Source organism: Micrococcaceae bacterium Sec5.1 (assembly GCA_039636795.1).
Taxonomy (GTDB): domain Bacteria; phylum Actinomycetota; class Actinomycetes; order Actinomycetales; family Micrococcaceae; genus Arthrobacter.
Genome location: CP143430.1, coordinates 5,378,615 through 5,392,576 on the forward strand (window position 1 = coordinate 5,378,615; position 13,962 = coordinate 5,392,576).

The 13,962-nt window shown below is 61.6% G+C and carries 14 protein-coding genes; 4 read left to right on the forward strand and 10 right to left on the reverse strand.

Translation table 11 applies throughout. The features are described from left to right. Positions 1–33: 33 nt before the first annotated feature. Positions 34–924 (reverse strand): intradiol ring-cleavage dioxygenase, encoded by an 891-nt coding sequence (locus VUN82_24785; protein ID XAS72246.1) that lies wholly within the window; start codon positions 922–924, stop codon positions 34–36. A 183-nt stretch (positions 925–1,107) separates the two neighbouring features. Between VUN82_24785 and VUN82_24790 the strand changes: the two genes are divergently transcribed. The 3 genes from VUN82_24790 to VUN82_24800 are packed head-to-tail and all read left to right on the forward strand — an operon-like array spanning position 1,108 to position 3,072. Next, positions 1,108–1,554 carry a hypothetical protein gene (locus VUN82_24790; GenBank protein ID XAS72247.1) on the forward strand — a complete coding sequence of 149 codons (447 nt, stop codon included), beginning with the start codon at positions 1,108–1,110 and terminating at the stop codon, positions 1,552–1,554. Continuing rightward, entirely contained in the window at positions 1,554–2,294 is a 741-nt protein-coding gene (locus VUN82_24795; protein ID XAS72248.1) for a cyclase family protein, read from the forward strand. Before VUN82_24790 ends, VUN82_24795 begins: the two co-directional genes overlap by 1 nt. Before the next feature lie 13 nt (positions 2,295–2,307). Beyond that, the gene (locus VUN82_24800) at positions 2,308–3,072 is read left to right on the forward strand and encodes an IclR family transcriptional regulator (protein ID XAS72249.1); all 765 of its coding nucleotides are present in this window, start codon (positions 2,308–2,310) and stop codon (positions 3,070–3,072) included. A gap of 11 nt (positions 3,073–3,083) precedes the next feature. On the opposite strand, the gene VUN82_24805 is transcribed toward VUN82_24800, so the two are convergent. The 7 genes from VUN82_24805 to VUN82_24835 all read right to left on the reverse strand — a co-directional run bounded on the left by VUN82_24805 (position 3,084) and on the right by VUN82_24835 (position 11,119). Next, positions 3,084–3,890 (reverse strand): IclR family transcriptional regulator C-terminal domain-containing protein, encoded by an 807-nt coding sequence (locus VUN82_24805; protein ID XAS72250.1) that lies wholly within the window; start codon positions 3,888–3,890, stop codon positions 3,084–3,086. 147 nt (positions 3,891–4,037) lie between these two features. After that, the gene (locus tag VUN82_24810) at positions 4,038–5,492 is read right to left on the reverse strand and encodes an amino acid permease (protein ID XAS72251.1); all 1,455 of its coding nucleotides are present in this window, start codon (positions 5,490–5,492) and stop codon (positions 4,038–4,040) included. A gap of 173 nt (positions 5,493–5,665) precedes the next feature. Further along, entirely contained in the window at positions 5,666–6,361 is a 696-nt protein-coding gene (locus VUN82_24815; protein XAS72252.1) for a response regulator transcription factor, read from the reverse strand. Further along, positions 6,361–7,644, reverse strand: coding sequence for a histidine kinase (locus tag VUN82_24820; protein XAS72253.1), 1,284 nt, complete (start codon positions 7,642–7,644; stop codon positions 6,361–6,363). The genes VUN82_24815 and VUN82_24820 overlap by 1 nt, the downstream gene beginning before the upstream one ends. 18 nt (positions 7,645–7,662) lie before the next feature. Beyond that, a complete protein-coding gene (locus tag VUN82_24825) occupies positions 7,663–8,514 on the reverse strand; it encodes an ABC transporter permease (GenBank protein XAS72254.1) in 852 nt (283 codons plus the stop codon). Between the two features lie 2 nt (positions 8,515–8,516). Further along, positions 8,517–9,461: an ATP-binding cassette domain-containing protein gene (locus VUN82_24830; GenBank protein ID XAS72255.1), complete on the reverse strand. Its 945-nt coding sequence runs from the start codon at positions 9,459–9,461 to the stop codon at positions 8,517–8,519. Between the two features lie 146 nt (positions 9,462–9,607). Further along, on the reverse strand, positions 9,608–11,119 hold the full coding sequence (locus VUN82_24835; protein ID XAS72256.1) for a phosphatase PAP2 family protein: 1,512 nt from the start codon (positions 11,117–11,119) through the stop codon (positions 9,608–9,610). Between the two features lie 96 nt (positions 11,120–11,215). Between VUN82_24835 and VUN82_24840 the strand changes: the two genes are divergently transcribed. Beyond that, complete coding sequence (locus VUN82_24840) at positions 11,216–11,920, forward strand: phosphatase PAP2 family protein (GenBank protein ID XAS72257.1); 705 nt, start codon at positions 11,216–11,218, stop codon at positions 11,918–11,920. Here the strand turns inward: VUN82_24840 and VUN82_24845 are convergent. Together VUN82_24845 and VUN82_24850 are read right to left on the reverse strand one after the other, a co-directional pair. Continuing rightward, positions 11,865–13,058 carry an MFS transporter gene (locus VUN82_24845; GenBank protein XAS72258.1) on the reverse strand — a complete coding sequence of 398 codons (1,194 nt, stop codon included), beginning with the start codon at positions 13,056–13,058 and terminating at the stop codon, positions 11,865–11,867. The genes VUN82_24840 and VUN82_24845 overlap by 56 nt on opposite strands. Then, positions 13,055–13,822 carry a DeoR/GlpR family DNA-binding transcription regulator gene (locus VUN82_24850; protein ID XAS72259.1) on the reverse strand — a complete coding sequence of 256 codons (768 nt, stop codon included), beginning with the start codon at positions 13,820–13,822 and terminating at the stop codon, positions 13,055–13,057. The genes VUN82_24845 and VUN82_24850 overlap by 4 nt, the downstream gene beginning before the upstream one ends. Positions 13,823–13,962 lie beyond the last annotated feature (140 nt).

The window sequence follows — 13,962 nt, forward strand, 5'->3', positions numbered from 1 at the left end:
CCGAGTCTAGCCGCGCGCTTCGACCTCCTCGCGTCAGACCGTGACGTTCAGCGCGGCTGTGTAGCCTCCCTGGACCGAACCAGACATGGTGGCCAACTGATATATGCCTCCATCGTCAGCAAAGACGTTGTCATCCGCCAGGGTGCTCTTTGCGAAGTTACGGACACTCGACTCATATCCCTGCGAGGCGTAGACGTCCTTGCAGGCCGCCTCGGTCAGGGCGATCTGGGAAACTGCCAACACCTGCCCAGCCGCAGACGTGTTGCTCATGGATTCAAATACCTCAAAGTGAATATGAGGCCACCGGCCACTGTAGGCGCCGGGATAGATGGTGGTGAAAGTGACCTGGCCGTTGCTGTCGGCTTCCTGGACGCCCCGGAGGTAGTTCTCGTTCTTCAGCCCCGAGTCGTACAGGGAATACTTTCCGTTCTGGTCACAGTGCCATGCATAGACCGCTGCGCCCGCCAGCGGCGAACACCCGTTGGCGTTGTCCAGCAGCGTTAGCGTGAAGGTCAGCGGGACACCGGTGGCCTTCGTGCTGGAGCTTCCGAAGCTTGAAGTGATGTCCTTGCGGACCACTCCCGATGCTTCGAGCACATTGGGCCCGTTGGAACCATCGCCGGGGTAGGGGCCGAGTGTTTCCTCGGGGATCTCTACTCCGCATTCAGCGAGTGCACGCGTCACGGTACTGGTGGCGGAAGGCGTTCCGGCCGCCGTCGTGCTTTCTGTTCCGGTAGCGGCAGCAGCGCTGGAAGACGACGACGGCGATGCGGTGCCACCTCCGGAACCCGGCGTACAAGCAGCCAGGGCTGCTGCCGTCCCGGCGCCGAACAGGACGCCCAATGTGCGCCGGCGGCTAAGGAGAGTGGAGAGATCGAATTCAAGGCCGCGATCGTGGTCTGGATGGGGCTGCGGGGAGGTCATAGGTCCATCAAACCCACAGGGGCTGTGCCTTGTACATGCAGAATCTGTGGCGCGCCTATGAAAGTTGCGCGCGCAGGGCCTCCAGCATGTGTGTGCAATATAAACATTTCTATATGCTTGTAATGCTCGTCACGTTGTGCCACGATTGCTCCCAGTAAGCACATCCACGGAAGGCATTGCCCCATGAACATTGAACTTAAAGCCGTGCGGAAGCTGCGCATCCACTGGCCCATCCCGCTGGACACGATGACCCAACTTGCTAGTGGCGATCTGGGGGCCCTGGAGTCTGACCCAGGCATCGCCTCGCTGCTGCAAGCGCTCACTGCAACGCCGGAGCTGGGTGGCTTCGGCAATTACCACCACGTCTTCGAGTCCTCAGCAGGGTTCGAGGGGTTTACCGTCGCGGAAGGTGCCAATCCCACGTTGGGAAGCGTGGGGCAGAGGACCATCTCGCCGACATTCGTGTTCACCACCTACTTCGATGACTCGCTCTCAGACCAGGCCGTTCATGAGCTCGTCCAGCGGATCGTGGATATCCACCCGTGGGAAGTTCCCGTCATTGAAGTCTCCGGGCCACTGAGTGTCTCCAGCAGCGTCCATGCTCCCGCCATTGAAAGCAGGGTAGCCTGATGAATTCCCAGTTATGGCAGCAGCTCGCGCCCCTGCTCCAAGGCAGGACGTACACCGATCTGACGCACGCGTTCCATCCGGGCCAGCCCCATTTTGCTGCCTTTCCGGATGAGTCCCGCGAAGCCCTCTTTGACATGGAAAAGGGGGACGGCTTTACCGCCCACCGGTACTCGATCGTTGGCCAGTGGGGCACCCACGTGGATCCGCCGTCGCACTTTGTCCGGGGCGGCCGAACGCTTGACGAGATACCAGTGGAACAAATGCTGTTGCCCTTGGTTGTCCTGGATATCAGCGACCGTGTTCGCGACGATGACGATGCCACCCCCACGCTCGCCGACGTTCAGGGGTGGGAGGCGAGGAACGGGCACATTTTGCCAGGTTCGTTTGTGGCGCTCCGCACTGGTTGGAGCCGGCGATGGCCCGATGCCCAGGCCATGGCGAACAAGGACCAAGCCGGTATCAGCCACACTCCCGGCTGGTCACGGGAGGTTCTGGAATACCTGATCGAGAAGCGGGCTGTGGCTGCGGTGGGCCACGAACAAACGGACACTGATCCCGGCGTTGCCACTTCCCAACAGGACTTCAGCCTGGAAACTTATGTCCTGGCCCGCGACAAGTGGCAGATTGAACTCCTCGCCAACCTGGATAACGTACCCGAGGCAGGCGCCGTCCTGGTTGCTACCTGGGCCAAACCCTTGGAAGGCAGTGGCTTTCCGGCCAGGGTTTTCGCCATCCACTAGCTAGAATCAATCCATGTCAAAGACCTCAAGCATGGGCCGCGGCATGATGGCCATCCTTGCGATCGGTGCCCGTCACGCGCAAGGACACGACGGCGGTACGGTCGCCGACGTCGCGGCCGACCTGGACAAGGACCGCAGCCAAGTATCGCGGAGCCTCAAGGGCGCCTTGCAGGAGGGTTTCCTGGCCCGCAGGGATCAGAGGAAATACAGCTTGGGCTGGACTATCCTGACGGACGCCCAACTGGTCGCTGAACAACGGCTGAAGACGGACGGGCTAACTGCGCTTGAGGGTCTCGCTTCTGAAACCAACGAGGCATGCTTTCTTGGCGTGCTCAGCGGCAACAGCACGGTCACCATCGGTGAACAAGTGCCTGCCAGCGCCAACCTCGTGGGATCGTGGCTTGGACGTCCCTATCCTGCATATTGCAGTGACGCGGGCCAAGCACTTCTGTGGGACGCCCCGGACGATGAAGTTCGCAAGATCTTCGAGTCTGTTGAATTCGTGAAGCATGGACCCAATACGCCTTCTTCCGTGGAGGACTTCCTGGCGCGGCTCAATGATGCTCGCGAACGCGGTTACTCGATCGTGGACGAAGAAGCTGAGCCCGGACTCTACTCACTGGCTGCGCCTATACGCGACTTCAAAGGGGAGGTTGCTGCGGCCCTGCAGATAGTTGGCCCGAAGTCCCGCATTGAACCTCACCGCGAAACGTACGCCGTCGCGCTCCACTCCTGGCAGGAATGGCTGGAGTCCATGGTGGGTGGACGACTTCAATAGCCGCCCTGACCTCAGTTCCCCGTTGCGGAACCGGGAGTCCCGGATGCGGAACCGGGAGTCCCGGATGCGGAACCGAGCCGGTGCGCTGCCGAATGCAGCAGCGGGGCCAGTTCCGGCGCGGCCCTCTCAAGATCGGAAAGCGTACCCAGGACACTGAGCGCAGCAATGATGGCGCCTGAAGAATCCCGAACAGGTACGCCCAGTTCCCACACGCCGTGTTCGAACTCCTCGGCCGCCAAAACAAATCCCCGGGGCCTGTCGCGCTCCATGAGGGCGTCGACTTCCGCTTCGGAATGCGCTGCAGCAGGCCCGCCAACTCCAATGAAGTTGACATCCTTGAGCAGGGCTTCAAGTTCGTTCCGGGAGTGGTCCCATAGCAATGCCCGCCCGGAACCCGTACACCACACAGGCGTGACCATTCCCGGCTTCGCGAATCCGCCCAGCACCGAGTTGTTGGTGGAGGAACGCAGCAGCAGAACCTTGACACCATCGCGCACTGACAGCCGGGACCTAAGCCCCAGGGACGAGACCAACTCTTCCAGTTCTGCCCGGGAATCACGCACCCAGCCAACATTAAGGGAGGCGGCCAGGCTGAAGAACCGGGGTCCCGCACGGAAAGGTCCGCGCTCCAGCCGCTCCAGCAGCCCCAAGTTGCACAGTTCCTGGGCCAGTCGCGAGACCCGGCTCTGCTCCATGTCCAGCTCAGCCGCGAGCTGGGATACGCCAAGGAGCTGACGGCCCTGCTTTTCGCGGTCAGTAACCAACCGAACGAGACGAAGCCCCTGCGCCAACGACGACGCCTCCGGTGACACCTCCAAGAAATCCCGCTCCTTCCGCCAAGCGCTCACGCCATTCTCACACGCCCGCGTCAGGGGCAAGAATCAGGGGCCCTTGGTCAGGACGACAAACGGCTTCACGGCCGGACTCTCTCTGAAGTCCGGCCGTGAAGCTCTGTGCTGGATTGATCAGGCGATCTGCTTAGCCGCCGCGCGTCCATGCCTGAAGTGGAAGTAGATGTAGCAGGCGGCCACGAACGGAATACCGAAGTAAAGGGCAGCAACCTGGTTTGGATCGAAGGCAATGCCTATCAGTGAGACCAGGCAAAGCGTGAATGCCAGGATGGGAACCAACGGGAAGAACGGGGCCTTGTAGGCAAGATCGGCCACCTGCCCGCCGTTTCGGATAAATGCCCGGCGATGGAAGAAGTGGGATGCTGTGATTGACATCCATACCCCTACCACCGCGAATCCCGCCACGGAAACAAGGGCAAGGTATACCGTTTCGGGGGCAACCACGCTGCTGATCAGCGATGCCAGCCCGCCAAGCATGCTGACAGAAAGGGCAACAAGGGGAATCCCGCGCTTCGTCAGTCGCTTCAGTGCCTTTGGCGCGTGCCCCTCGTCGGACAGCGAGTACAGCATGCGGGCACAGGAGAACAGTCCGCTGTTTCCGGCAGACAACAGTGCCGTGATGATGACGAAGTTCATGATGTCCGCCGCATAGGGGATGCCCACCGAGGAGAACACCGTAACGAACGGGCTCTCATCCAAGCCCACCTGATCGAAAGGAACAGTGGCGGCGATGACGGCAATGGCACCGACGAAGAAGATCAGGAGACGAATTACAGTGCTGCGCATGGCTTTGGGAATGTTTCGCGCGGGATCGGTAGTTTCTCCAGCAGCGACGCCGATGAGTTCAGAGCCGGAGAAGGCGTAGAAGACTGCCAGGGCAGTAACAAGAACCCCCGAGAAACCGTTGGGGAAGAGGCCCCCTGAGGTGTTGAAGTTTTCAAAAAGGAACGGCTGGTTTCCGGATTCCGAGAGCGGCTGGAACCCGAGGAGTGCGGCTCCGCCAAGCACGATCAACGCGATGATCGCCCCCACTTTAACTATGGAGAACCAGAACTCGGACTCTCCGAAGAACCTGGAGGAAATGGCATTGAGTCCGAAGAGGATTGCTGCGAACACCACGCACCAGACCCACACGTCCACGCCGGGGAACCACCGCTGCATGAGCAGGCCCGACGCCGTGAATTCGGACCCGATCGCAACCGCCCAGCAAAGCCAATAGAGCCAGGCTGTGGCGAAGCCCGTGGCGGGACCAATGGATCGTGCAGCGTAAATGTGGAAGGCGCCTGAAACCGGGTAGGCAATGGCCAGTTCGCCGAGGCAAGCCATCACAAGGTAGACCACGAAGGCCCCCACCAAGTAGGCAATGACAGCGCCAAGGGGACCCGCTTGGGAAATCGTGTATCCGGAACTGAGGAAGAGGCCCGATCCGATGACGCCGCCCATCGCGATCATGATGAGGTGGCGCGGACCCATCGTTCGGCGGAGGCCGGTTTCGGCAGCGGTGGACGAGGCGGGAGAAGCGGGAGCATCAGGTAGTTGGTCCAATTGCAGGGGTGCTGAAGGTTCCATGTGGTGTCTCCGGTTAATGACAGATGCGAACGGTACGCCTGAGGACATCCGGACTGAGGGTGCCAAGAAGGGCGTCTGTAGTGACGAAGGTAACACAATTTCGACGCATATGGTCATTAAAAACATTTGTTAATGCATATGTTGCACGTTACGCGCTGCGTGGTTAGCCGGGATTAGTAGTCCGGGTTGCTCGGTACAACAAGTCCCGTCTCGTACGCGTACACCACCACTTGCACACGATCCCTCAATTGCAGCTTGCTGAGGATGCGGCGGACATGGGTCTTGACAGTGGCCTCGGACAGGAAGAACTTGTGGGCGATCTCCGCGTTGGACAGCCCCTCGGCGATGGTCGTGAGGATCTCGGTTTCGCGCGGAGTGAGATCGTCCAATAACGGATCGCGATGTGGGTTGGGCGATTGGCCGGGCACGCTGCCGCCGCGTACATATGTTTCCAACAGCCTCTGCGTCACGCGGGGGGCGACAACGGCGTCGCCACTGGCCACTAGTCGCACAGCGTGCACGAGTTCAACCGGGGCAACATCCTTGAGCAGGAAGGCAGAGGCGCCCGCTTGCAGCCCCGAGAAGGCGTATTCGTCCAGGTCAAACGTGGTGAGGATGATGACCCGCGCTTCGGAACCGGAGTCCGAAATGCGGCGCGTGGCTTCTATGCCATCCATGGTGGGCATCCGGACGTCCATAAGCACCACATCCGGCTGCAGCTCCTCAACCTGCCGGACTGCCTCGTTCCCGTCCGATGCCTCGCCCACTACATGGAAGTTATCTTCACCTTCAAGGATGAGTCGAAAGCCCATTCGCAGCAGTGGCTGGTCATCCACCAGCAGGATCTTGATGACGCCGTTCTCTACCACTATTCCCCCTTTTCGCCGTTCCAGTGCAGCTCGGCGTGGACCGCCCAGCCTCCCCTTTTGCTCGGACCGGCACTAACGATTCCAGCATAGATTCCCGCCCGTTCACGCATCCCGGCGATGCCTTGCCGTGTTCCCAGGCTGTCCATTGACTCGCCACCCTCGCGGGTTCCGCGGCCGTCGTCGAGCACGTCTATACTGACCAGGTCGCCCTCGCGGGCTACCTGCACGTCCACGCGGCTAAGAGAGCGCCCATAGCGAAGAACGTTGGTCAACGATTCCTGCACAATCCGGTAAACGGTGAGCTCGAACGCAGGATCGGCCGGAAGCGCGGGCCCAGTGTGCGCGTAGTGCAGCGGCAGGCCAGCCGTGCGGAATCCATCCAGCAGCTTGGCCAGGTTAAGCCCGGACTCAAGCGGTGTCAGCGGCGCCGGGCGGCCGGAATCGTCGCGCAGGACTCCAAGCACCCGGCGCATGTCCGCAAGCGCCGCCCTACCCGTTCGGGACAGTTCACCCAGGACATCCCCGGCGCGGTCGGGGTCCTTCTTGACCACAACTGCAGCACCGTCCGACAAACTGATCATTACCGTCAGGGAGTGAGCCACGACGTCGTGCATTTCGCGGGCAATCCTGTTGCGCTCGGTGACCTTGCCCAACTGCGTTGTCCGCGCCGCCCAGGCAGCAATCTCGGCCTCATGCTCCCGCCTCTGGCGGACCGAGATACCAATGCCCGTGGCCAGCAGGTTGGACAACATGATGGTTACAGCAGTGGCGATGTTGTTGATGAGGTGGAAGTTCTCGGGGACGTCCTGCAGGGTGTTCATACTGCTGGGACTTGTCCACATGAAAAGGTACAGCAGGCTCAGCGGCAGGCTGGCAGCGCCAAACACCACCAGTGAAGTTGCTCGCTTCCGGTTCGTGGCTACAGCGTAGAGGGCGAACCACAGGCCCGCGGAAACGTTTGAGCCCCACGGGTTCAGCACGGTGGCCAGGACTTCCAGAACCGCGACGGCGGCAACCACCTGAAGCGGGTAGCGCCGCCGGAATATCAGGACAGTCGCGATCAGCAGCAAGAGCCCGACGACGAGCCACTTTCCCTCAATGATCGAGGCGATGATAGTGGGCAAGGCCAACAGGACGTAGCAAAGGACAACCACTGCATCCATCGCGCGGGGACGCTGGAAAAAGTACCGACGAATACGGCCCCTGCGGCGCTGGGCAATTTCAGCGAAGGACGCGTCGGCTGTCACAGCCGGCGCGTCCTTCACTTGTGGAGCTTCAGTCATGGATTGAGCCTAGACGGCCTAGACGTCCCGCTTCTTCAGCAGGACCATCGCCAAGGCAACCGGCACTACAACCCAGGCGCCGAGAACCAGGGCGGCCTGCCAGACTTCCAGGGTGTCCGGAACATGCTCGACGGCGGTCATCGGGTTGATCGTGTTACCCGGAAGGTACTTGCGGGCCTCCACGAGGAAATCGCCGGGAATGAGCTGGAAGGCAATCGGAGCCACAAAGAACAGGCCCACGAGGCTCATGATGCCTCCTGCCGAGTTGCGGACGATGGTTCCAAGTGCCATACCAATCGCTGCCACGGCTGCCACGTAAATGCTGTTGACCAGCAAAAGCTTGACCGATTGCGAGCTACTGAGATCCAGCTTCAGATCGTAGTTATCCACGATCGGGAGTGACACGAGGCCAGCTATGAAGGTGGACACCGCCGTCAACAGGAAGGCACTGACCATCACGACTATCAGCTTGGCCAGGAATGGCGAGAGCCTCTTGGGGACCGCGGCGAAGGTGGAGCGCGCCATTCCCGTGGTGAACTCGGAGCTCATGAGCAGGACGCCCAACGAACCGAGGATTAGCTGGGCGAAGGCGATGCCGGAGGTGGGGATGCTAACGGCGATGTCCCCGCCCTGCGCGGCAATGGCTGCGGCCGCTTCAGGATCCCTCGCAGCTTGCTCAGCGAACTGCCCCGTTCCCCAGGCCGAAAGTGCTGCGAAGCCGACCATCACCAAGGCTGTGGAAGCAAGGAGAATCAGCGTGGACAACAGTGTGCGGAACTTGATGAACTCCGAGTTCAGTACGCGATGGAACGCCGGTCCGGGACCGACGGAATTACGCATGGACTTGCGGTCCAAAGTGGTGGTGCTCATGTCTATTTCCCTCCGGCCTGAACGGGAACAGCGGCCCCGGCGGTGATGTGCGAGTGGTATTCCACCTCGTCTTTGGTCAACTCCATGTACGCCTCTTCAAGGCTTGCCTGGAGCGGGGTCAACTCGTAGACCATGACCTGGTTGTCCAGGGCAGTCCTGGCGATTCCGCGCGGATCCAGGCCCGAAACTTCCAGCAGCTCACGCTCGTGGACCTCCACGGAGACACCCGTGCCGGCGAGCAGTTGCATGAGCCGCTCCGGCTGGTCCGTGCGGACGCGGGTGCGGGCCTGGCCCTTGCCGGTGATGATCTCTGCGATGGGTGCGTCCGCAATGATCTTGCCGCGGCCAATCACGATCAGATGGTCTGCCGTCAACGCCATCTCACTCATGAGGTGGCTGGACAGGAATACGGTGCGGCCCTCGGAAGCGAGGTACTTCACCAGGTTCCGAACCCAGACCACGCCTTCCGGATCCAGGCCGTTGACGGGTTCGTCCAGGATGATGGTCTGTGGATCGCCCAGGAGCGCTGCCGCAATGCCGAGGCGCTGGCCCATACCGAGCGAGAAACCCTTCACCTTCTTCTTGGCGACTTCTCCCAACCCGGTCATCTCGATGACCTCCCGCACCCGGCTCTTGGGGATGCTGTGGGTCGCGGCCATGGCGAGCAGGTGGTTGTACGCCGTGCGGCTCGTGTGGACTGCCTTGGCATCCAGGAGCGCACCGATTTCACGCAGCGGCGCAACATGCTTGGCGAACGGCTCACCGTTCACGGTCACCGAACCCGCAGTGGGAGTATCCAGCCCCATGATCATGCGCATAGTGGTGGACTTGCCGGCACCGTTCGGGCCCAGGAAGCCCGTCACCCGTCCGGCTTGGACAGTGAAACTGACACCGCCGACGGCGGTTTTCTCGCCGTAGACCTTCGTCAGGCCTTTTGCTTCGATCATGGAAGCGTTCCCTCCTCGGAGCACGTGTGCGTGCAGATGAGTTGTTGACTGTACTAACCACGCTAGTCACAGAGGGTGCGGAAATCGCCTGTCTCAGGGATGATTCAGGGTCCAGTCAGGGTAGTCCTCCCGGATGACCCCAGGATCTAGGATCCTGGGTCCACCGGCAGTGGGCAGTACACACGGAGCTCGCGCCTCTTGACAGTGAAGACGGCACTGCGCACCCCTGGCTTAGGCTCACCGTCCACGGCAAGGACCAACGGTTCTCCGATCGCCTCAATGGTCACGGTGGTTGCCTCGGTCAGATGCGTGACTTTGGAAGCGGCAACGGTACCCGTGACCACGGCCCACAGCAGTCGGGCACGGGCAAATGGTTCATCCGCCGTGATCATGCGGACGTCGAAGACGCCGTCGTCCAGCACGGGGCGTCGAAGTGGGGCATGGTCGCTGGGGTAGTACCGTCCTCGGCCCAGGTACAGGATCCATAGCTTGTGCCTCACGCCGTTAACGGTGAGCGTCGTGGGCGAGTTCACGCCGAACGTTCGCAGCGATGCCACCAGACTGGCCAGGGGCTTGCCCATGGCAGGCTGCAGTCTCTCCCTACGGCGTACGAGGTTCGGATAAACACCCACACTGGCCGTATTCAGCATGGCGATCTCACTGGCCTCAGGGTTGTCAGGCAAACCGCGATGTACGGCAACATGCCCGAAATCCACCAACGCGGCCTGACCTTGCGTGACTGCCTCGATTGCGTCGTCAATCGAACTGGTCCCAAGATCACGCGCAAAGTGGTTAAGGGTGCCCCCGGGCAATACCAGCAGAGGCAGGGAATGCTCGACGGCGGCAGCCGCCGCAGTGCCCACCGTCCCGTCACCACCCCACACGCCAAGCGCTATGGTGCCCGGCCGGGTAGCTGCCGCTTCAACTTCCGCGGCTACATCCTCGCCCTCAGCGATTTCATGAATATGCGCCTTAGGGAATACATCCTTCAAGAGTTCGCCGGTTTCCTGAGAGTACGAACCGCCGAGGACGTTGACGGCGATACTCAGCCCCTCGCCGTCGACAATCGCTGGAGCATCTGCCGGCGTTCGGCGGGGTTTGGGCTCGGCGGGCTTGGCCGGCCACCATTTACGCGTCAGCAGTGCAGCACCCGCTCCAAGAGCAGAACCAAACACCACGTCTGACGGCCAGTGGGCGCCTGTGTGCACACGGGAGTAAGCCACGCCTGCCGCTAGGGGCGCGAGTACGGCACCCAGGACGGGAGAGACCATCCCCGCTCCCACAGTAAAAGCCACGGCAGAAGCCGAGTGGCCAGACGGCATTGACGAACTAACGGGCTGTGGATGCACGAATCTGAAGACCGGCAAATGCTCAGGCAGGGGTCGCGTCCTGGGGAGTGCCGTCTTGAAGATGACGTTGGTGACGCCGGAGGCAACGCCCAAAGCAAGGAGTCCGTGCAGGGCTGCCCTGCGCGGCTTTCCTGGAACACTCGCCATGATTCCCGCGATACCGAACCAGAGCTTCCCCTTGGTGGCCGCTGCGGAGAGCCGCCGGAAGAGATCATCATGTTCACCGTGAGGCTGGCGCGAAACCGCCCTGACAAGGAAATGATCGAACCTTGCCACGTGCTTGGGCCCTTTGCCCAGGAAACCTCGCATGCCACCACAGTAGCGCGAGCTTGGCCGCACGAGCCTGCGGCATTCCCGTGACGTTCAGACGCTCCATCCAAACTTTCCCTGACTACGATGAGGTGCATGCTCCGAGTCCTGCGTCCGCGTCGAAGGCCCGGCTGGCAGATCGTCGCCCCAGCCTTGTTCTTGCTCTGCGCATTCGCGGTCCCGGGAGCCATGCTTGTGGCCGGTCAGGGAGAACCCGCCCTTAACAGAATCGATACAACATGGCAGGCCTATACCTTCACCCTGCACGCCCCGTTCTGGGACGGAGTAAACGTAGTGCTCAACGCGGTTGGCTATGTAGGGATGCTGGTGTTGCACCTTGTTTTGGTGCTCGCACTGCTCATCTGGCGGCGTCCCAAGGCTGCTATCTTCACTGCACTGGCGGGACTTTCTGCCCTGGGGCTCACGCAACTGACCAAAGCCGTTGTCGGCCGCGAAAGGCCGCAAGGCGCAACGGTCCTCTCGGATACCGGTTCATACCCTTCGGGGCATGTTTCTGCCACAACCGCGTTTCTCGTCGTGTTGGCGTTGCTGATTGGCCGGCAGTGGGCGAAGGTGGTGGCCGTTCTTGGCATACTCGCGATGATGATCAGCAGAACCTACCTGTCGGCTCACTGGTTAAGTGATGTCTTGGGTGGCGCTTGCCTTGCCGCCGGCGTGGTTCTGCTGTTGTGGTGGCCGTTCTCAAAGATATGCGTCCAGGAGAATGAAACCGCTGGCCGGGCAACTATTTGGCGCGCAGGGGCCTCGCAACGCCAGCAAGAAGCAGGGCAACAAGAATAGGTACTCCGATCGCCAGGAGTGCCATGTGAATTCCCGTTTGATCGCCAAGGTAACCCAGAAGCGGCGGGCCAGCCAGGAACGCGACATAGCCAATCGTTGAGACCACAGAGACCCGTGCCGCTGCATGCTTGGGATCGTCGGCCGCAGCGGACATGCCCATGGGGAAGGCCAACGCCGCACCAACGCCCCAGAGAGCAGCACCAAAGCCGGCCAGCACCACGTTGCCGGCAAAGACGAACAACGCCAGGCCCAGCGCGGCCGCTGCCATGCTGGCCCGCAGGACAGCGACGCGGCCGAACCTGTCGATGACCTTGCCGCCTAGGAAGCGCATCCCCGTCATGGCAGCAACGAAGAGCGCGAAGAGCAGGGCGCCGGTCGCTTCGGAGGTACCGAGTCCATCGACTGCTGCCTTGGCAATCCAGTCATTGCCGGCGCCCTCCGTGAGGGTCGCACCCAAAACCACCACACCGATGAGCAGGGTCCGGCCGTCCCGCCAAGCCGTGGGTCCCTTGGGAGCCGGCGCGCCGTCGTCGAGAGTTTCAGCCACTGACGCTTCGTGCGGCAGGAAGTAGCGCGGCACGGTCAGCGCGAGGAGGACAGCAAGTCCAGCGATCACGAGCAGATGCTCAGGGAGGCCAACACCAAGTTGGGAGAGCCCCGCCCCGATCAAAGCGCCTACAAAAGCCCCGCCGCTGAACGCTGCGTGAAACTGGGGCATGATGGTCCGCTTGAGCCGGTGTTCGACGTCGGCCCCTTCGATGTTCTGGGCCACGTCCCAGAGGCCGATGCCGATGCCAAAGAAGAAGAGGGCCATCGCTGTGGCCGGAACCGATGCAGCCATGAGGGAGAAGGCGATCGCCGCACCTGCCGCCCCCGCCACGATGCCCGCAAGACGTACCGTTCCGGCGGTACCGATTCGGCCCACCACCCAACCTGCGGATGGCAATGCCATCAAGGACCCGACGGCGGTGCAAAGCAGCAGGGTGCCCATTTGACCGGAGGTCAGGCTGAGAGCCTCAGTGACAGCGGGGATGCGTGCCGCCCAGCTGGCAAACACCAAGCCGTTCATGGCGAAGATCAGGAACGTCGCCACCGCCGCGGCGTTGACATTGGCGGTGCTTTTTGTGCTGGTGGTCATGCAATCACAACTTCCACAGAGAGTTTGTCGAGCCGGGCAAGATCTTCGGAGGATGGCTTGAGGTCCGTGACGATGATGTCCACAGTGTCCATCGCAGCAACCAGAGCTACCGCGCTGGCATTCCACTTACTGCCGGAGGAGGCAACGATCACCCGCGACGCCGATTCCAGGCCAGCGCGCTTCACTGCGGCGTCGTCCAGGTCATGGGCCAGCAGTCCATCCTTGAGATTGAGGGCGCAGGGCGTCACCACAGCGGTATCGAACCGCAACGAGCGGATATTCGCTTCGGTCATGGGCCCGCGGAAAGACTGTTCGCCTGGAATGAGGCTTCCTCCCGGGAGTATGAGCTGCGGCCGGCGGCCTTCCTTGGCGTGAGTCAGCGCCTCGACGCCGTGCAATGACATCGGCATCACTGTGAGTTCACGCTGGCCCAGTCGCCGCGCAATCTCCGTGGCGGTGGATCCGCTGTCCAACCACACATGCTCGCGGTCCTTCAACAGTGCGTCAACAGCCGCCGCGATCTTGAGCTTTGCCTCGTGATCTTCCAGTTCTCGCTGCCCATAGCCGGGGTTGTCACCTCGCGCTACCAGACTGCGGGCGCCGCCGTGGATCCGCTTCAGTACTCCATTGGCAGCAAGAATCTCGAGATCACGGCGGACTGTGGCGCCCGAGGCTCCGGTGGCGGCTACCAGCTCGTCCACGGATACTTCTTCGCGTTTGCGCAGCAGCTCGCCAATGAGCCGGTGGCGGTCAGCAGTTCCCATGATTCAACGGTATCAGGCTCGCGCTCATTTAATCACGCAGTGTGATCATTTGCTCACCGATGCTCTCTCACATCCGGACACTTAAATGCCGATGCTCTTCCACATCCCACCCCTCAAACCCGGATGTTCTCTCCCTTGCG

Coding starts and splice junctions, on each gene's coding strand:
- VUN82_24825 (XAS72254.1), bottom strand. CDS start 8,514: ATGAGCACCACCACTTTGGACCGCAAGTCCATGCGTAATTCCGTCGGT.
- VUN82_24835 (XAS72256.1), bottom strand. CDS start 11,119: ATGCGAGGTTTCCTGGGCAAAGGGCCCAAGCACGTGGCAAGGTTCGAT.
- VUN82_24845 (XAS72258.1), bottom strand. CDS start 13,058: ATGACCACCAGCACAAAAAGCACCGCCAATGTCAACGCCGCGGCGGTG.
- VUN82_24850 (XAS72259.1), bottom strand. CDS start 13,822: ATGGGAACTGCTGACCGCCACCGGCTCATTGGCGAGCTGCTGCGCAAA.
- VUN82_24810 (XAS72251.1), bottom strand. CDS start 5,492: ATGGAACCTTCAGCACCCCTGCAATTGGACCAACTACCTGATGCTCCC.
- VUN82_24830 (XAS72255.1), bottom strand. CDS start 9,461: ATGATCGAAGCAAAAGGCCTGACGAAGGTCTACGGCGAGAAAACCGCC.
- VUN82_24840 (XAS72257.1), top strand. CDS start 11,216: ATGCTCCGAGTCCTGCGTCCGCGTCGAAGGCCCGGCTGGCAGATCGTC.
- VUN82_24800 (XAS72249.1), top strand. CDS start 2,308: ATGTCAAAGACCTCAAGCATGGGCCGCGGCATGATGGCCATCCTTGCG.
- VUN82_24785 (XAS72246.1), bottom strand. CDS start 924: ATGACCTCCCCGCAGCCCCATCCAGACCACGATCGCGGCCTTGAATTC.
- VUN82_24790 (XAS72247.1), top strand. CDS start 1,108: ATGAACATTGAACTTAAAGCCGTGCGGAAGCTGCGCATCCACTGGCCC.
- VUN82_24795 (XAS72248.1), top strand. CDS start 1,554: ATGAATTCCCAGTTATGGCAGCAGCTCGCGCCCCTGCTCCAAGGCAGG.
- VUN82_24820 (XAS72253.1), bottom strand. CDS start 7,644: ATGACTGAAGCTCCACAAGTGAAGGACGCGCCGGCTGTGACAGCCGAC.